We start from the raw sequence: 17,322 nt of genomic DNA on the forward strand, positions 1-17,322 counted from the left end.
GTCCTAGAGAGCAACACACGATGACCCAGCAGCCCAACGGCACTACCGGCACCACCCGCGCCGTCATCCTCGGTGGCAGCCTGGCCGGTACACTCGCGGCCGCCGCACTCGCACCCCACTTCGTGGAAATACTCGTCCTCGAGCGCGACAAGAAGCTGCCCGATACCGCAGCACCCCGACCCAGACTTCCCCAGGCCGCCCACGCCCACATGCTGTGGTCGGGTGGTGCGGACGCAATCGAGTCCCTGCTTCCCGGCACAACCGACCGGTGGCTGACGGCCGGAGCTCACCGCGTACCGATCCCCAACGGCATGGTCTCCTACTCGGCCGCCGGCTGGTTCCGGCGGTGGACCGAGACCCACTACCTCATCGGCGCCAGCCGCGACCTCATTGACTGGGGCATACGCACCGCGGTCCTAGCGATACCCAACGTCAGCGTGCGTACAGGCATGACCGTCACATCGTTGGTGGGCAGCGCATCAAACGTGTGCGGTGTACACGTGCTGAACGAGGGCGGCGAGGAGAGCGTGATCGACGCCGACCTTGTGATCGACGCCACGGGGCGCGGCTCCAAGGTCCTGGAATGGCTCAAGCAGCTCGGCGCCCCCACGGTGGGGGAAACCGTCGTGGACGCCGGGGTACGGTACGCCAGCCGCCGCTACCGCGCCCCTCAAGGCACCGAATCCGACTGGCCCGTCATCCACATCCAGGCCGACCCGCGGGAAGGCAAACCTGGACAGGTTGTTTCGATCATCCCCATTGAAGACGGCCAATGGCACGTCAGCATCTCCGGCACACGCGGCGCCGAACCGAGCGCTGATGAGAACCTCTTCGAGGAGTTCGCCAGAGGAGTCCGCCACCCGCTGGCCGCCGAATTCCTCGCCCGCGCGGAGCCGATCAGCGACGTCGTCGTCTACGGCCGGACCGCCAACCGGCAGCGGCGCTTCGACAAGGCCGCGATGCCCGCCGGCTTCGTCGTCCTCGGTGACGCCGCCACCAGCCTCAACCCCGTCTACGGCCACGGAATGTCCTCCGCTGCCCTCGGCGCGCTCGCCCTACGCGAGACTGCGGAGAAGCTGCCAGTGACCGCGCCCAAATTCGCCGCGCGGGCCCAGAAGGCGATGGCCCGACCCGCTGCCGCTGCCTGGCTGCTCGCCGTCGGCCAGGACCGCTTCTATCCAGGTGCTGTCGGCGAGACGCCCAACCTGACTGACAGGCTCGCAGCACGCTACGTCCACCGTCTCAGCCACACCGCCATCGGCAATTTCCTCGTCGTCAAGGCGCTCACGGACGTAATGACAATGCAGAAGCCGGCCTCTGTCCTCGGCGCCCCCGGCGTCCTGATCGCTGCGGCACGCGGCCTGCGCAAGCCCCTGCTCAACGGCCCCGCCCTCACCGCGAGGGAGCAGAGCATCCTGGACCGCGAGCCTCTTCATCGAGCAGAAAAGATCAAGGCCTCCGACCATTGAGTCTCCTCCTCGGTCACGGTCGGACGGGGCGGCCCGCCGACGGCCTTCATCTCCGAGCGGGTCGGATGCTGGAACTGGACTAAGACTCCGTACACGGACCGATGGCCCATTCAGCCACAGAGCGCGCTCGGTGGCGCATCACGTTCCACAAGGCCGAGTCGGACAGGTTGAATCTGCCGGCATTGAAGGGCTATGGCTGTGGCCCCCCCCAAGCGCCGTGTCTCACACGGACGCCGGTCGACGGGCACCTAGTGACCTGAGTCAGAGATTCGGTGGCAGTAGGCGGCGACTTTGTCGAGGATCTCGTCGGCTGTCTTCGTCCAGAGGAAGGGCTTGGGCTGGTCGTTCCAGTCGGCCAGCCATGAACGGATGTCGCGCTCGAGAGCCTGGACGGAGCGGTGGACTCCACGCTTGAGCTTCTTCTGGGTGAGCTCGGCGAACCACCGCTCCACCAGGTTCAGCCACGACGCACTCGTCGGTGTGAAGTGCAGGTGGAACCGCGGGTGTGCCAGCAGCCATTTCTTGATGTCCGGCGTCTTGTGGGTCGCATAGTTGTCGAGGATCAGATGGATCTGAAGATCCGCCGGCACTTCTTTGTCGATCTTGGCCAGGAACTTCTTGAACTCGGCGGCCCGGTGGCGGCGGTGGAGAGACCCGATGACCTTGCCGGTGGCGACCTCCAGGGCCGCGAAGAGGGTGGTTGTGCCGGCGCGGATGTAGTCGTGACTGCGGCGCTCTGGAACGCCAGGCATCATCGGCAGGACCGGCTGGGACCGGTCCAGGGCCTGGATCTGCGACTTCTCGTCCACGCAGAGGACCAGAGCCTTCTCCGGCGGGTCCAGGTAGAGGCCGACCACGTCGCGGACCTTGTCGATGAACAGCGGGTCCGTCGACAGCTTGAACGTCTGCGAACGATGCGGAGCCAGCGCGAACGCCCGCCAGATCCTTGAGACGGTCGACTGCGACATTCCCGTGGCCGCGGCCATCGACCTCGTCGACCAGTGCGTCGCGTTCTTCGGCGTCTCTTCCAGTGTTTTGACGATCACCCGCTCGACATCAGCGTCGGTGATCTTCCGCGGGACACCCGGCCGCGGCTCGTCGCCCAGCCCGTCCAGGCCGTGCTCCAGAAACCGCCGCCGCCAGGTGCGGACCGTGTCCGGCGCGATCCCAAGCCGCCGCGAAACTTCCATCACCGAATGCCCGCCCGCGCACTCCAGCACGATCCGCGACCGCTGAGCCAGAGCCTGAGCTGTCGAACGACGACGTAACCAGCCCTCCAGCACAGCACGCTGGGCATCAGTCACCGACAACGGCGGAATCTTCGGACCGGGACGACTCATGCCGAACTAACGACAAACCTCAGACTCAGGTCACTAGCAAGAGTGCTGCGGTCGCCGGGGGCAAGGGCGGCCCAGGCAGGCTTCGCATTTGGGGGCCACACAGAGCCGCGAGGAGTACACGAGGGTTGGCGAGAGCCAAGGGGCCCTTCTTTAGCGTCATGAGGTCGGTAAGGGCGGTAGTGACCGTGATATCTCCCGTGGCGGTGTAAATCAGTCGGTTCACATACCAGTTCGCCACGTTGTCCGCGACGGTTACCCTCTTCCCTTCGGCCCCGGGGAAGCGCGCGTCCTGTGCCGTCGCCAGCATCCATGCACCAGCTGCTGGCCGTGCCATGGCACGGCGCGCAAGCTTGGTGAAGCCTCGCTCCGCAATTCCTCGCCGCTCAGCGACGCGTTGGAGTGCGAGGGCACTCAGGGCCGCAACTGAAAGCCCGTGGCCGTACACGGGGTTCAGGGCCGTAGCCGCGTCGCCGATCGCGAGGAAGCCATCGGGGAGACGGCGGGCCTTCTCGTAGCGGTATCGCCGGTTCGCTGTGGTGCGTGTGACCACGACGCTATCGATGGGTCCGGCCGCCGCGAGTAGGTCCGCTACCAGGGGACTCCTCGTGTTCCGGGCATACGTCTCAAAGTCCTCAGCCCTGTTGGTAGGTGATGCACCTCGGGTGCCCGAGAGGCTGACAATCCACTCGTCGTGCTCGATGGGGAGGATGGTGGCCACCTTGCCGGGGCGGCCGAGGCGGGGGTCGGCCTGGATGTTGATCACGGGCCAGTGTGCAGTCGGTGTCGGCGCCTTGATGCGGGCAGTCGCATAGGTTACGCCGGCGTCCACGGTCTCTACGGGGATGTGCTGGACTCCCAACGCAGAAAGCCAGTGAGGTCCGCGGGAGGTCCGGCCGGTTGCATCGATGACGAGCTTGGCCTTGACCTCACGCTCGGCTCCGTCGCGGCCACGGACTCGGGCTCCACGGATTCGGGAGGCGTCGCCGAGCAATGCGATGGGTTCCGTTCCCCACATGATCTGCACGTTGGGAAGGGTTCCCAGCCGGCCGCGAACTCCCCAGTCGATGAGGTCGCGGCTGGCTGCTATGAGGTAGTGGGATTCGGGCCAGAGCCGGTACCAGCCGCCGGGGCTGAGCGAGACCATGCCTGTGGGTATCGGGACACGGTTTGCGCCGGCGTCCATCCATGCGTTCTGGGTTCCAGGGAGGAGGGCTTCGATGGCGTCAGCTCCGCCGGACCAGAACATGTGAGCATGGGCGGCCTGTGGCAGGCCTCGTCGGGCTTCCGGGCCTGCGGGGAGTTCATCCCGCTCGATGATTGTGATCGTGCGAGCGTGCGGGGCAAGGGCTGCTGCGGCGGCCATTCCAGCGAAACCACCGCCCAGGACCAGGACGTCGTCCATCTTGCTCATGATGTTGCACTTTCTGATTGGGTTGCTGACCACCGGATCGTCCTGACGACCGGGGATTTGTCCATGACCTTGGACAGTCGGATCAGGTCTCCGTCTTCGATGGATCGGATGGTCCACTGGCTGTGTCCATCTGGCACGTGGAGACCGACGGGTACGTCCTTTGCGGCGGCGGACGCGAGTACGGCGGCGTCGGCTTCAAGCTGGGCTGCTCGCACATCCGTGCGCCAGGCCATGGCCTGCTCGAAGACAGCCCGGCCGGTCGAATCGTCCAGATAGGGCCCGAGGCGCAGGATGCAGTCGGCTATCTCCCCCTCGACCTGCACCAGCTTCTGGTCAAGGGGGACGAACCTGCTCACGGTGTGGGCACTGGATGCGGGAGCCGCTCGGCGGAGGGTGTGCCACAACGGTCGCAGTTGCCGGTAGCGCCGCCACTTCGTCCACGTGCCTCGGGTCGTGTGGGCGATCGGGGGAATCAGGAAACCGACTCCGATCAGAATTGCCGAGAAGGACGCAACGGAGAAAGCAACGTTGGTACTCAGCCAGTCCAGGTCGTTGCCCGTCCAGCGGGCAACGATCGCCGTGTACTTCAAGCCGTCGTAAAGAAGGTTGAGCAGGTAACCGACCACCATCGTGGCCAGGCCCATGCGGAGAGTGCCGGAGACCTCCCGGGACCAGCGCCAGCACAAGATGGTCATGGTGACCGCGGCGACGGTATGGGCGAGGAGGTACAGCAGGATCATCTCCCGCATGTACGGGGTAGATGCGTAGTAGGTGTCCAGGTCCCTGAGGCGCTCTACCGGGGCGTCCGCCAAAGCGAACAGCACGAGCAGCCCTGCGCACACCGAGCTATAGGCGATGACGGTGGCCTTCGCCGCTCGGCGGGTTCGGTTCTCGTCCGGGCCGCCCCTCCAGTGGATTAGCAGGACGAGGCAGCTTCCGCTGAAGCCCGTGAGGATGCAGTAGACCAGCGGCGCGGCTGCGTTTGAGACACCCGTAAGGTCATTAATGATCTTGAGGACGGGCGGTGCCGCAGTAGCGAATACGGCGGTCGCAACGAGCAGCAGAGCAGTAACGGCCCGCAGGAGCACATCAGTCGGATCGCGCCGGAGCGCCATCACCTTCACAGCGGAGGCGATGGCCAGGAGTCCCGCTGGGACGAAGAAGACCAGCCCTGCGGAAGCGGACGAGTTCACCGGCCGAACCCCATGCTCTTGTCTGCGGCCCGCCGGCTGGAGCTCCTTCGTACGTCAGGAACGGGGCATCGGGGTGGGGTGCCGCTAGATGTGCGCATGGTGCCGACTTTCTGGTGCATTTTCGATCTTGGTGAAGGCGGTGCTCAGTTCGGCGATCCGCTGGAAGTCGCCTGGCGCGAAGCGTCTTGCGAGATCGGTGCGGTCGTGGGACTCGGAGGTACTGGGCGAGTCCAGGCCCAGCAGTGCCACGCGGATCATGGTCGCCTCACCGACGAGCTGGGCCTCGGCTTGGGTCATACCTGCCTCTTCGGCGCGCTCCTGCGCACAGGAGGACGTCCGGGGGTCGAGATGCGGCCGGAGCTCCAGCAGCCGGTCCGCGATCCCGACGGCGCGGGCGAGTGTTCGGTCGGAAACTGCCCAGAAGGGCACCTGGAGCGTCGAGGCAAAGCGGGAGGACTGATGAAGTGCCCGCCATAGCGGGTACATCCGCCGGTATGTGCGCCAGTCTCCCCAAAGGGATTCTCCCCAGGGGCCGACGAGGGGAAGAAGGAATCCAACGGCGATCAGCGAGGCTCCGACGCTGGCGAGTTGGGGCGCGGCATCGGTACTCAGACCGTCCCAATTCCCCCCGGCCCATCGGGCTGCGACGGCCACGAGCTTGCCAGAGGCGAAGGCCAGGTTTGCCACGAATCCGGCGGCGATCGTGGCCAGCCCGCGCTTCAGCCAGACTTGGGGTACCTGACGGGCCCAGCGGAAGCAGGTGACGGTGACGACCATTCCGACGACCGCGTGGGCAAGGAGATATACGACGACCATCTCCCGTATGTACGGCGCGGTGGCGTAGTAGGTGTCCATGTCGCGTTGTCGCTCGATCGGAGCGTCGCCCAGGGCGAAGAGCGCCATCAGCACGGCAATGATGCCGACCGTGGCAGCTATCCACACTCTGGCCTGGGCACGGATCGAAGCGGCGTCTCCGCCCCTCCAGTGGATCAGCAGCACCAGGCAGGCGCAGTTGAAGGCTGCCAGGAGCGAGTAGACGAACGGTGCGGACACATTGGCAATGCCGGTCCATGAGTTGACCTGTGCCACCGTGGGTGGGGCGCTGAAGAAGAATGCGCAGGCCCCGAGGGCGATCAGCGTGCACGCGGCCCGGAGCATGCCGTCACGCCAGCCATGCCGGAGTGACGGCACCTTGGACAGTAGCGCCACTGCCAGGATTCCAGCCGGCAAGTAGTACGCCGAGTCGGTCATCGGTCCAGTCCCCGACCACGGGGTCCCAGACTCGACTGTAGGCGGCCGGCAAGCCCGTACGCCGGAGAACTGGGCCCCTGCTCGACGTGCTGCTGCAGGGCCGCTGTAAGCATGACCGCGAACCTCTCAGCATCGTGTTCTTCGCGTCGCCCGAAGTTGGTCCGGGCCGCGAGGACCGCGACGACCTCGGAGGGATCGAAGTCATCGCCGAGCGCGCGGGCCGCCGCTCGCAGGGCGGGCGTGTCGGCGTCCTTGTGGTCGTGGCAGTGCCCCATGAGGAGGTGACCGAGCTCGTGGGTGAAGATCAGCAGCTGATGCGTCGGGTTGGTGCTTTCCTCGACCGCAATGATCACTCGATCATCGGTCTCCACCAACAGGCCGCTGACCGTACTCGGCGGGAACCGTCGATAGACGACCTCGACGGAGCGGCCGTCGGCTCGCTGGCACGCGAAGTCGCGGAGCGCGCCGATGATGGCTGCGAAATCACGCGGGACGGGCCGTGGGATCCCCGCCAGGACGTCGTCCCGGAGAGACGACAGGTGCTTCTTGCTGGTCTTGCGCATTGTGCCTCGTGCTTGTTCGTCACCGCCGGTTCCGGTAGCGCGTACAGCCGGTGATCCGACGAAACGACTGCAGCGCGGGAAGTCACTGGGTGGGCTCGGTCTTCTTGGTCACCAGCAGGCCCGCGACCATGCGGCGCAGGGCATCCTGGTCGGTTGGCGGTAGCTGCGAGAAACCCTCCAGCCGGTCCTCGTCTTCGAATCCGCGGTAACTCATGCGTGCGCCGGAGGCGCGGATCACCTCGTCGCTCAGTTGCCTGAGCAGGGGCTGCAACGCCCTGTCCAGCGCAGGGAGGCTGGGCGAGAGCAGGTAGCCGGGATCCACCCCGAAGAAGGCCTCCAGGCCTGCTTGGGCGTGTGCTGCCGGCAGTCCGGTGCCGACCAGGAGCTTGCGAAGGGACTCCTTGCTCTGCCCGTACGACGCGGCAATCACGGCAAGGGAGTACGTGGCACCGGTATCCGGCGAGAGTCGAAGCTCCAATGCGGCTTCGAAGCGCCGGACAAATCGCTGCCGAAGGTCGCCTTCGTTCACTTCCTCCCGATTCAGCATGGCCTGAATCATCTCTTCAGAATCGCCGGTGACCCGGCGGAGCGCGGGCAGATCGAACAGATCCTGCGGCTGGCGATTCAGGTTCTCCGCGTACTGAGCCAAAGCATCCAGCGTCACGTTGAGTGCAGATCGTGCGTCATGCACGGATGTGTCTCCTACATAGTCGACTCAGGTCCAGCTTCGAAGCATGGGCGTGCCGGGAGCGTAACCCCTGATGGCATCGACACAACAGAGGGTTGGGCAACTTTTGTTGCCACACCGAAAAGAGTTGTTGACATGCGACACCAAGGAATGAAGAATCACCCTGCGTGCACAGGGGGCGAGTTCACCGTGCCCTAACCGGCTGGAGGCTCAGCGGGATCGAACCCCTCCGAACAGGCCAATCGGAGGCAATCAATATTTACTTTTGGCCAAAACACCGACCATCCCGCAAAGTGGTTTTAGTGCACGGGTGGGCACGAAATGGACATAGGCGTCCGTGTCGCCCGAATATTGCGCCCATCGCAGCCCTGAGCCCCTACGCGCTTACTCGTCGGCATTTCTGGAGCCACGCCCAGACCTTCACTACAGACTCGGCCGTCGCCCTGCGCATCTACGGCAGGACCGGCCAGCAGCCGGGGACCCCACCCCTCGCACCCAAGTCGTGATGGTCGGATTCTCCGCAGGTCAGGCGGGTGCTGCGTGGAGTGCGTCGGTTCTAGAGCTATGTCTAGATCTTGCGCGGGGGTCTGCGTAGCTTGTTGGCAACCGCCGGACACGGCGGGCAAGGGACACACCAGGGGGAGGGTCCGGTGAGGACACAGCGCCAGTCACGCACCAGTGGCGGCTAGGCAAACAGAAACGGCGCCGGGGAGGAACTCCCAGACGCCGACTGCGCAGCCTCGGAGAGCGTCAACTCTCCTGCGCTGCCCAGCAGATCACCTTGGGCCCCGGCAAGGGCCCGGCAGATCACCTACCTCACTCCGCGCCGGCCCCTTTCCATGGACAGCGGTGCGGAATCATCACGGGAGAGTGTCGCATGTCCACACCCCTGCGCGAAAGACCGCAGACTCCGGCTCACGCCGAGATACCGACTCTGAGGGCCCGCGCGCTTGCCCAGCAGCTCGCCACGATGCTGCCGCAGGTCACCGACCTGCATATCCGACTGCAGGACGGCCGCACAACCTGGCCCCACCTCGACGTGAGGGCCACCGGCTCCGACGGCCAAGCGGTGCGGATCAGCCGGACCCAGGCGCACGTCGCCGCCCGCTGGATCATCCGCACCTACCCTGCAGCCAACTGGGCGGCGCGCCGCACCTTCGACCTTCGGTCCGGCGCACTCTATGGTGGTGCCGCCTGATGGCACGCATCCGCACGATCAAGCCCGAGGCCTTCGAGTCGGAAGACCTGGCCTCGGTCGACGTCACCGCCATGGTCACCTTCTTCGGACTGCTCACCCAGGCCGACGACCACGGCCGCTTCCGCGACCACCCGGCGATCATCGCCGGACGGCTCTGGGCTCTCCGCGCCGACCACACCCCGGCAGACGTGGCCAGGGACCTCGACCAGCTCGCCGGCGCAGGTCTCATCTGCCGCTACACCGGATGCGACGGCGGCCAGTACCTGCACTTCGTGACCTGGGAGAAGCACCAGAAGATCGACCGCGCCTCGGCGTCGCGGCGACCGCGGTGCCCCGCGCACCAGGGCCACAGCAAGTGCAGCGAGTGCGACGGGGCCTCGTGCCCTGCCTCCTCCGCTCCGGCCACGACGGTGACACCGACCACTCCCGCAGAGCTCTGCGGTGACCGCTCGCAGGACTCGATGAATACTCGACGAGCCCTCGATCGCACCATTCCGCCGGATTCAGCGCCCTCGGCTGCCCCGGGGGACCCCGGCGCCGGCAGCAACACCGGTCTGAAGTCGGCTCCGGCGGCGCCCCACCAGGGCCTCCCCGGGGGTCCTGAGGAATCCGCAGGTCAGACGGTTCTCGATGAGGCCTCGATACAACTGCGCGAGGGCTCGGCGCCTGGATCTAGGATCCTGGATCTTGGATCTTTCCCTAAGGGGGGCGATGCCCCCGCGCCGGAGTCCGCACGCGCATCGGTCTCGGCAAAGGACCTGCTGGCCGAGTACGTGTCGGCTTGCTCGCAACCGGTGCCGCAGACAGTGCGCGGACTGATCGGCCGCCACACCAAGGGGCTGCTGGAAGAAGGCTTCGACCCGGCGGTCATCCGGGCCGCCCTGGAGCGCCTCCGCGTCAAGGGCCTGCACGCCAGCGTCCTCCCGAGCCTGGTCAATGAGGCACTGAACGCCTCCCCCTCGGCGTCCGCCTCCGGCGCGGGGCTCTGGGCCAGCGCCCGGCCCGCCCATCAGCCCTGGCAGAACCCCACTGACAGCTCGGTCTACGAGGAGTCGCTGTGACCCGACGTACCCACACTCCCGAGCCGCTGGCGCTGGGCGAGACCAACTCGGTGAGCCGCATTCGGGCGAAGTTCGCGGCGATGGGGATCGACCCGGGCCGATCGGTGGCCGACACGCCGGCAGCGATCCCCGCGCTGGAGGCGGCGCACGCGCGGATCCCCTCGCGCTACCAGCAGGCGACGATCTCAGACCCGCGGGTCAGCCAGTGGGTGGACGAGGTCGTCGAGCGCTCCTCGGCTCCACAGACCGCTGGGCGCCGGGAGGTCGCGACGGGTCCCTCGCTGCTGCTGCTTGGAGCGACCGGGGTCGGCAAGACGCACGAGGCCTTCGCCGCGATCCGAGCCCTAATCGCCACCGGGATCGTCGTCCGGTGGGAGTCCGTCACGGCCGCCGACCTGTATGCCGAAATGCGCCCTCGGCAGGGCGTCGACCCCGAATGGATGCTGCGGCGCCTTGTCCGGATCCCGGTCCTGCACCTGGACGACCTGGGCGCGGCAACGACCACCCGGTGGACCGAGGAGCTGACGTACCGGCTGATCAACCACCGGTACAACCGCGAGCTCCCGACGCTGATCACCAGCAACCTCGCCCCGGCGCGCACCCCCTCGATGCCTGCCGAGCAGCCCGTGCTACGCGAGCAGATCGGCGACCGAGTCGCCTCTCGCCTCGTCGGAATGTGCCAGCAGATCGCCATGACCGGACCGGATCGCCGCCGGACACGAACCTCCGCTTGACCAGCCTCCGCTCCCCCTGCCAACCCTCACCGCCTGGACCCGCCACGCCGCGCTGCCCTGCTGCGGCGCCGTGGTGATCGCGTGCCGGCCGTGAAGCACAACGGAGAACACCTTGCGATACATCACCACCCACGAGAACCCCCTTGTCGGCATGCTCGGGATCACCGACCGGACCTGGGCCGAGCGGGGCTCCTGCTACGGCATGGACGCAGCCGCAGCCGACGAGATCTTCTTCCCGACGGTCACCAAAACGAAGAGCACCGAGGAAGCGAAGGCGATCTGCGCAAGCTGCCCGGTCGTGCAGCAGTGCTTCGACGGCGCCATGGACGGCGACGCCCGGAGGGGATTCCGAGCCGGACTCACCGAGGCAGAACGGCGGCCCTTCCACAACAAGGTCGCCAAGCGCCTGGACTACAGCCGGGTGCACGCCATCTTCCGGGGACGCGACGTCGCCCTGTCGATTCCCGAGCGCAACGCTGTGGTCCGCCAGGCCTACCTGCGGGGGTGGAGCGTCGAACGCCTGGTGATGCTGCTGCAGAGCGAGTTCGACTACACCCGCCGGTTGATGCGCGAGCAGGCCGAGCTGGTGACGGACCGCGACCGCGAGTGGCTCCGACAGATGTCCCGCGCGCGCGAAGCCGGCGATCCGGCGAGGGCCTCGACCGCACCCACCACCGACGCCGCTGCCGCCTGCGGCCCGGAGCTCCGAACGGCCTTTGGGGAGGCCGCGTGAAGGACTCCCCCGCGCACACCGTCGCCCCCATCGGGTTCTGGGACCGCCTCGCGATCATCACCCTCGGCACGGCTGGCTGCGCCCTGTCGTACGACGCACTCCAGCAGATGGCCGTGGCCATCCACGTCCGGGGATTCCTGACCTACCTGTTCCCGCTGGTGGTCGACGGATTCATCGCCTACGGCGTGCGGGCCCTGCTGGTACTCGCCGAAGCTCCCCTGCGTGCCCGGCTGTACGTGTGGACGCTCTTCGGCACGGCCACCGCCTCCAGCATCTGGGCGAACGCACTTCACGCGGTGCGTCTCAACCAGCAGGCCCTCAGCCCGAACGGCTTGCAGCTGGGCGACACCGTGGTGGCGATCCTGTCCACCCTTGCTCCCCTTGCGCTCGCCGGTGCGGTCCACCTCTACATCCTCATCACCCGGCACCACCCTGCGGACCAGACGCGGACCAAACCGACGGACCAACCTACTGCCTCTCTGGTCCGGTCCGGCACATCCCTCATCCGGCCCGGCCCGTCGGAGGCGGACGTCAGCGGACCAGACCGCCCGGACACGGTCATCGGTCAGGCGGACCGAGGGGACGCGGACCACACCGCTGGCCTCGATCCGCGAAGTGGGGAAGGCGACCAGGCGGCGGTCTCCCCGGCGGACCATCTCCGGCGCGGCGGGGTGGTTAGGGGCGCACCGGCAGCGGCCCGCCTACCCCACCAGGGGAGCGATCTCGCCACACGCAAGCCTGAACCCGATCACGGCCGTTCCGGCAAAGCCGCAGGTGACATCGCGGACCAAGCCCTCCCGCACCCCGTCGAGCAAGGTGGACCAGCCCCTGCGGCGGACCACGCTCCCGACGAAGATCCTGCACCGGAGCCTCCAGGGGCCGGACCAGACCTGCCCCCAGACCAGCGTAGCGGCGGGACCGGAACTGGCGCGGCGGACCAGACCAACACCCCCTTTCCTGACCCAGTCCCCCTGGAAATACTCGTCCCGATCGCCCGTGACGCGGCTCTGGCCGGCGGCCGAATGACCCGCCGAGTCATCGGACCGTACCTACGCGAACAGCACCTCACGATCAGCAACGAGCGGTTCCGAGAGCTCCAAGAGGTCCTGTACGAGGACCCCGAGCTCGCCCACCTGCCTCGGCCAAAGCGTCGAACCCGTTGATGCACGGACACCCAGCACATCCCTGACCGGTCGCTCACCCATCGTGACGCGGGGCGGCCCGGAGACATCTCCGGACGCCCCGCTCCTCTTCCTCAAGGAGTCTTCGTGTCCTCATCCACCAGCAACCGGCTCCCGAAACCGTCGAACAACGCTGCTGTTGCCGCCGCTTGGGCTGAAGTCCTCGTGCGCCGAGGTCACTTGCACGCAGCCCTGCCTGCACCGACCGGCCAATGGCTGGTCCAGGAGGGGCCGGAATCGCCCGTGCTGGTGCTGCCCGGCCCCGAAGAGCTGCTGGACCTCGCGGCCCGGGCCCAGTGCCTCGACCACGGAAGCCGGGGCGTCAACCGATGACGGATCCACTCTCGGGCCCACCCAAAGAGACCCACTCGACACCCACTAACTCGACCTCAGGGCGAGCAAGTTATCGGCCAAGACACTCTTCCCCGTTGGGGAAGGTGTCTTGGCCAGAGCCCGCCCCGGGGGTGGCGGGTCCGGACCAGCGCCGGGGGGCACTGGTCCGGGAGGCGGCGACCGAGGGCGGATCGCAGCCGGAGGAGAAGCAACCGCCCCGACGCCGACAGCGCGTCGCACCGAACAGTTCGCGTAAGCGCTCCCCAAAGCCGCCATCCGACAAGCGAAGTCACGTCTGCAGCGTCCGCCTGAACGACGACGAGAGGACCTTGCTGTCGAGCGCCGCAGCAGCAGTCCACACGACCCTGCCCGCCTTCCTCGCCCGCAGCGGCATGGCCGCTGCGCACGACCTCGATAACAGCGCCGCCGCCATCGCCGGCCACCGCGAGATGGTCTCGGAGCTGTTCGCCGCCCGCCGGCACCTCGGCCGCGTCGGCACCAATCTCAACCAGATCACCCGCGCCATCAACTCCGGCGGCCAGCCCGAAGAACTGGACGCGGTCCTCGCCGCCGTCCGCCGGGCCGTGGACCGCGTCCAGGCCGCCACCGACCACCTGCTGAACCAGACCTAGTGACCTGGTTTGGAGATCCTGTCGCAGTAGCGGCAGATGCGGTCGAGGATCTGGTCGGCGGTCTTGGTCCACTTGAACGGCCTGGCCTGGTCGTTCCAGACCTCGATCCAGCCTTCGAGTGCGGCCTTGAGGTCGTCGAGTGAGCAGAACACTCCGCGTTCGAGGCAGCGTCGTTCCAGCTCGGCAAACCACCGCTCGACCTGGTTGATCCACGACGAGTACGTGGGAGTGAAGTGGAGCTGGAACCGGGGATGCGCAAGGAGCCACTTGCGCACGACCGGCGCCTTGTGGGCAGAGAGGTTGTCGCAGATGACGTGGACCGCCAGGCCCGGATCGGTCTGGCGGTCGATGTCGTCGAGGAAGTCCCGGAAGTCCACAGCCCGGTGCTGCGCGGACAGTTTCGTGATCACCCTGCCAGTCGCGGTGTTCAGGGCGGCGAACAGGTCGACGGTGCCATGCCGGACGTAGTCGAAGCTCCGCCGTTCGGGGACTCCGGGCAGCATCGGCAGGACCGGTGCGGTCCGCTCCAGGGCCTGGATCTGCGGTTTCTCGTCCACGGCGAACACGGCCGCGTTCGCCGGCGGGGCGAGGTAGAGGCCGACGACATCGCGGATCTTGTCGATCAGGAACGGGTCCGGGGAGATCTTGAAGGTCTCGGTCCGCCAGGGCTGCAGGCCGAAGGCATGCCAGATCCTCAGCACGCTCGCCGGGGAGATCCCCACCACCTTGGCCAGCTCCCGCTTCGACCAGTGTGTCCCGCCCGCAGGTGTCTGTTCGAGGGTGCGGACCACCACCTCTTCGACCTGGGCGTCGGTAATGGTCCGCGGCACCCCGGGCCGCGGCTCGTCCGACAGGCCGTTCAGGCGGTCCCGCAGGAACCGGGACCGCCATCTGGCTACCGTCTTGCGCTCAGTGTCCAACCGCGCGGCGACCACGGTGTTGTTCCACCCTCGTGCGCACGCGAGCACGATCCGCGCTCGCTGGGCCAGGCCCTGCGCAGTTGAACGCCGCCCGGCCCAGCTCTCCAACGTCAGTCGCTCAGCTTCCGACAGCACCACTGGCGGCAGCCTGTTATCGCCCATCCCGTCAGGACACCGGACCGAAACCCGCCCCGTCAGGCAGAACCCAAGATCTGAAACAGAACACGACTCATGGGGCGAGCCCAGACCTCAAACCCAGATCACTAGAAGGACAACACCGGCATGATCCCCAGGATCCACAACCGCGGGAAACGCACCATCGGCCTGCTCGCCTACCTGTACGGGCCGGGCAAGTACGAGGAGCACACCGACCCGCACCTGGTGGCTTCCTGGGACGACAACGCCCCCGACCCCGGCCGCGACCCGCAGGCCACCCTGAAGCAGCTCCAGCGCCTCCTCGACCAGCCGGTACAGAACGTTGACGAGGGCAGCCGCCCAGCCCAGCATGTGTGGCACCTGTCGGTCCGCAACGCCCCCACCGACCGGATCCTGTCCGACGAGGAGTGGGCGGACGTCGCCCGGCGCATGGTTGCCGCAGCCGGAATCGACGACCCGGACCAAGGAGCGGGATGCCGCTGGGCTGCGGTCCGGCACGCCGACGACCACATCCACATCATCGCCACCCTCGTCCGCGAGGACGGCTACAAACCCGACCTCGACAACGACGCCCAGCGCGTCCAGGACGAAGCCCGCCGCCTGGAAGCCGAACTCGGGCTGCGCCGCCTCAACTCCGGCGACCGCACCGCAGCCCAGCGGCCCACCAGCGCTGAGCGACACAAGGCGGAGCGCACCGGCAGGACCCGTACCGCGCGCGAGGAGCTCCGCGAGACCGTCCGCCGCGCGGTGGCCGGCGCCGTGAACGACGCGGAGTTCTTCGACCGTCTCGGCGCCGCCGGCCTCCTCGTCGTACGCCGTGTCGCACCCAGCGGCGATCTCCTCGGTTACAAGGTCGCCCTGCCCTCGGACCGGAACAAGGACGGCGAACCGATCTTCTACGCCGGCGCCAAGCTGGCTCCCGATCTCTCCCTCCCCCGGATCCGCCAGCGATACGGCGGGCAGGAAGCTCCCGACGAGACCGCGGTCAGCAGCCCGCAGCCGAGGCCGTCGCAGGCCCGCCGCTCAGCGACCGGTGCGGTGTGGACTGCACTGCTGGTCATCGACCAGGACGAGGACGGCGCGGCAGCCGCCCAGATCGCCGACGTCGGAGAAGTGCTCGACGCCCTGGCCAAGACCAGCGCCGCCCACACCCGGCGTGAACTCTCCGACGCCGCCTTCGCGTTCGAGCGGGCATCACGCTCTCATATCCGTGCCGAACGGCAGCAGGACCGCGTCCTGCGTCAGGCAGCCCGGGACCTCGTCCGAGGCGGTCCCGCCTTGGGGCGCGGTGAGGACGGCGCCGGCACGGCGATGGTCATTGACATGCTGTTCTTCCTCGTCATCACCGCTGCGGCCTGGCATGCGAAGAGGGGCCACGCCCAGCAGGCCGCGGCAGCGCAACAGACAGCCGAGCACCTGCGTGAGGCGTACCGCAACGCCGCCGCGGCGCCGCTGAGCGTCCTGCGCGAACGGGGCCGCAAGCTGACCTTGCCGCTCCAGCGTAGGTACGGCTCCGCCATGCGCGAGGCGGTCCCGGATCTCGCGCAGCGGGTGCTCGACGAGGCCGGGTGGCCGGCGCTGGCGGCAACGCTCGCCGAGGCAGAGGCAGCCGGCCATGACGTGGTCCCGCTCCTGACCGAGGCCGCCTCGCGCCGCGAGTTGGACACTGCGGAGTCGGTGTCCGACGTGCTGGTGTGGCGCCTTCGCCGGTTGGCAGACCTGCCTGCCGCCGCTGGCACGGACTCTCCCGCAAAGGGCACCAGGGCAAGCACCGTCCGCTCGCGGCAGAGCTTCGTCCCAGGTCAGGGCAGCCCTCGGCAGGATCGTCCAGCCCCGGGCCGCTGATCGTTTCCTTAGTAGAAGTGCGAGCCGCTGCCGGGAGAGGATTCTCCCCTGCCACCACACACCAGGCCCGGGAGGCGCCCATGTTCCGCCGGCACGACCGACACCACGACCAGGCGAACGAGTTCCGTGCTGCCGCGGCAGAACTGATCGCGGCGGCTGAGGAGCCCGCCCGGCCTGTCCCGGCGAGTACCGAGCCCAGCAACGTGGAGCCCGAGGACGTGGAGCTTGAGATACCGGCGGAGCTCCACGTCCCGGCGGCCGGGGATCTGGCCGGGTCGATGATGCGCTACTGGGCGCCGTTGACCGTGGACGGGGTCGTGGTGTCCTGCGCGGAGTGCGGCGTGTACCGCGACTGGCTCGTACTGAGCTCCGGCGGGCGGGTGTGGGTCCGCTGCCGCTCCGGTCACGACACCCCCGTTCCCGGGCTGGACTCGGCCTGGTACGAGCGGACCGCCGGGCCGGTCGAGGGTCTCTACACCAGCAGGGAGGATGGCGAGGCCTCGTTCGGCTACGACGGGACCTTCGCGGGAGTGATCCTCTGATCGCACACCAGGCGAGATGGATCTACCCCACCCGAGGTGATCGGGGTAGCGTACGGCCGCACACGAATTCTG

General features: G+C 67.7%; 17 protein-coding genes. 10 read left to right on the plus strand and 7 right to left on the minus strand.

What is annotated here, in order from left to right; translation table 11 throughout:
• The first annotated feature begins 20 nt into the window (after positions 1-20).
• Positions 21-1,469 carry an NAD(P)/FAD-dependent oxidoreductase gene (locus OG730_RS08270; RefSeq protein WP_327303602.1) on the plus strand — a complete coding sequence of 483 codons (1,449 nt, stop codon included), beginning with the start codon at positions 21-23 and terminating at the stop codon, positions 1,467-1,469.
• A gap of 248 nt (positions 1,470-1,717) precedes the next feature.
• On the opposite strand, the gene OG730_RS08275 is transcribed toward OG730_RS08270, so the two are convergent.
• The 6 genes from OG730_RS08275 to OG730_RS08300 all read right to left on the minus strand — a co-directional run bounded on the left by OG730_RS08275 (position 1,718) and on the right by OG730_RS08300 (position 7,918).
• Complete coding sequence (locus OG730_RS08275; RefSeq protein ID WP_327302643.1) at positions 1,718-2,809, minus strand: IS630 family transposase; 1,092 nt, start codon at positions 2,807-2,809, stop codon at positions 1,718-1,720.
• Positions 2,810-2,834: 25 nt separating this feature from the next.
• On the minus strand, positions 2,835-4,220 hold the full coding sequence (locus OG730_RS08280) for an FAD-dependent oxidoreductase (RefSeq protein WP_327303603.1): 1,386 nt from the start codon (positions 4,218-4,220) through the stop codon (positions 2,835-2,837).
• Entirely contained in the window at positions 4,217-5,413 is a 1,197-nt protein-coding gene (locus OG730_RS08285; RefSeq protein ID WP_327303604.1) for an MAB_1171c family putative transporter, read from the minus strand. The genes OG730_RS08280 and OG730_RS08285 overlap by 4 nt, the downstream gene beginning before the upstream one ends.
• 84 nt (positions 5,414-5,497) lie before the next feature.
• The gene (locus OG730_RS08290) at positions 5,498-6,664 is read right to left on the minus strand and encodes an MAB_1171c family putative transporter (protein ID WP_327303605.1); all 1,167 of its coding nucleotides are present in this window, start codon (positions 6,662-6,664) and stop codon (positions 5,498-5,500) included.
• On the minus strand, positions 6,661-7,227 hold the full coding sequence (locus tag OG730_RS08295; protein ID WP_327303606.1) for an ImmA/IrrE family metallo-endopeptidase: 567 nt from the start codon (positions 7,225-7,227) through the stop codon (positions 6,661-6,663). Before OG730_RS08295 ends, OG730_RS08290 begins: the two co-directional genes overlap by 4 nt.
• 82 nt (positions 7,228-7,309) lie before the next feature.
• Positions 7,310-7,918: a hypothetical protein gene (locus OG730_RS08300; protein WP_327303607.1), complete on the minus strand. Its 609-nt coding sequence runs from the start codon at positions 7,916-7,918 to the stop codon at positions 7,310-7,312.
• Positions 7,919-8,792: 874 nt separating this feature from the next.
• Here OG730_RS08300 and OG730_RS08305 point away from each other — a divergent pair.
• The 7 genes from OG730_RS08305 (at position 8,793) to OG730_RS44280 (ending at position 13,787) form a co-directional block, all read left to right on the plus strand.
• A complete protein-coding gene (locus tag OG730_RS08305; protein WP_327303608.1) occupies positions 8,793-9,113 on the plus strand; it encodes a transcriptional regulator in 321 nt (106 codons plus the stop codon).
• The gene (locus tag OG730_RS08310; RefSeq protein WP_327303609.1) at positions 9,113-10,174 is read left to right on the plus strand and encodes a hypothetical protein; all 1,062 of its coding nucleotides are present in this window, start codon (positions 9,113-9,115) and stop codon (positions 10,172-10,174) included. Before OG730_RS08305 ends, OG730_RS08310 begins: the two co-directional genes overlap by 1 nt.
• Entirely contained in the window at positions 10,171-10,908 is a 738-nt protein-coding gene (locus OG730_RS08315; protein ID WP_327303610.1) for an ATP-binding protein, read from the plus strand. The genes OG730_RS08310 and OG730_RS08315 overlap by 4 nt, the downstream gene beginning before the upstream one ends.
• A gap of 112 nt (positions 10,909-11,020) precedes the next feature.
• Positions 11,021-11,641: a WhiB family transcriptional regulator gene (locus OG730_RS08320; RefSeq protein ID WP_327303611.1), complete on the plus strand. Its 621-nt coding sequence runs from the start codon at positions 11,021-11,023 to the stop codon at positions 11,639-11,641.
• Positions 11,638-12,804 carry a DUF2637 domain-containing protein gene (locus OG730_RS08325; RefSeq protein WP_327303612.1) on the plus strand — a complete coding sequence of 389 codons (1,167 nt, stop codon included), beginning with the start codon at positions 11,638-11,640 and terminating at the stop codon, positions 12,802-12,804. The genes OG730_RS08320 and OG730_RS08325 overlap by 4 nt, the downstream gene beginning before the upstream one ends.
• Positions 12,805-12,909: 105 nt before the next feature.
• Positions 12,910-13,155: a hypothetical protein gene (locus OG730_RS08330; protein WP_327303613.1), complete on the plus strand. Its 246-nt coding sequence runs from the start codon at positions 12,910-12,912 to the stop codon at positions 13,153-13,155.
• A complete protein-coding gene (locus tag OG730_RS44280; RefSeq protein WP_442814859.1) occupies positions 13,152-13,787 on the plus strand; it encodes a MobC family plasmid mobilization relaxosome protein in 636 nt (211 codons plus the stop codon). Before OG730_RS08330 ends, OG730_RS44280 begins: the two co-directional genes overlap by 4 nt.
• On the opposite strand, the gene OG730_RS08340 is transcribed toward OG730_RS44280, so the two are convergent.
• Positions 13,784-14,869, minus strand: coding sequence for an IS630 family transposase (locus tag OG730_RS08340; protein WP_327303547.1), 1,086 nt, complete (start codon positions 14,867-14,869; stop codon positions 13,784-13,786). The two genes, OG730_RS44280 and OG730_RS08340, sit on opposite strands and share 4 nt — an antisense overlap.
• A 120-nt stretch (positions 14,870-14,989) precedes the next feature.
• Between OG730_RS08340 and OG730_RS08345 the strand changes: the two genes are divergently transcribed.
• Both OG730_RS08345 and OG730_RS08350 read left to right on the plus strand, forming a co-directional pair.
• The gene (locus OG730_RS08345) at positions 14,990-16,708 is read left to right on the plus strand and encodes a relaxase/mobilization nuclease domain-containing protein (RefSeq protein WP_327303615.1); all 1,719 of its coding nucleotides are present in this window, start codon (positions 14,990-14,992) and stop codon (positions 16,706-16,708) included.
• An 80-nt stretch (positions 16,709-16,788) separates the two neighbouring features.
• Positions 16,789-17,250: a hypothetical protein gene (locus OG730_RS08350; protein WP_327303616.1), complete on the plus strand. Its 462-nt coding sequence runs from the start codon at positions 16,789-16,791 to the stop codon at positions 17,248-17,250.
• Positions 17,251-17,322 lie beyond the last annotated feature (72 nt).

The organism is Streptomyces sp. NBC_01298 (genome assembly GCF_035978755.1).
Classification (GTDB): domain Bacteria; phylum Actinomycetota; class Actinomycetes; order Streptomycetales; family Streptomycetaceae; genus Streptomyces.

Coding starts and splice junctions, on each gene's coding strand:
- OG730_RS08275 (WP_327302643.1), bottom strand. CDS start 2,809: ATGAGTCGTCCCGGTCCGAAGATTCCGCCGTTGTCGGTGACTGATGCC.
- OG730_RS08305 (WP_327303608.1), top strand. CDS start 8,793: ATGTCCACACCCCTGCGCGAAAGACCGCAGACTCCGGCTCACGCCGAG.
- OG730_RS08345 (WP_327303615.1), top strand. CDS start 14,990: ATGATCCCCAGGATCCACAACCGCGGGAAACGCACCATCGGCCTGCTC.
- OG730_RS44280 (WP_442814859.1), top strand. CDS start 13,152: ATGACGGATCCACTCTCGGGCCCACCCAAAGAGACCCACTCGACACCC.
- OG730_RS08350 (WP_327303616.1), top strand. CDS start 16,789: ATGTTCCGCCGGCACGACCGACACCACGACCAGGCGAACGAGTTCCGT.
- OG730_RS08340 (WP_327303547.1), bottom strand. CDS start 14,869: ATGGGCGATAACAGGCTGCCGCCAGTGGTGCTGTCGGAAGCTGAGCGA.
- OG730_RS08270 (WP_327303602.1), top strand. CDS start 21: ATGACCCAGCAGCCCAACGGCACTACCGGCACCACCCGCGCCGTCATC.
- OG730_RS08280 (WP_327303603.1), bottom strand. CDS start 4,220: ATGAGCAAGATGGACGACGTCCTGGTCCTGGGCGGTGGTTTCGCTGGA.
- OG730_RS08310 (WP_327303609.1), top strand. CDS start 9,113: ATGGCACGCATCCGCACGATCAAGCCCGAGGCCTTCGAGTCGGAAGAC.
- OG730_RS08295 (WP_327303606.1), bottom strand. CDS start 7,227: ATGCGCAAGACCAGCAAGAAGCACCTGTCGTCTCTCCGGGACGACGTC.
- OG730_RS08290 (WP_327303605.1), bottom strand. CDS start 6,664: ATGACCGACTCGGCGTACTACTTGCCGGCTGGAATCCTGGCAGTGGCG.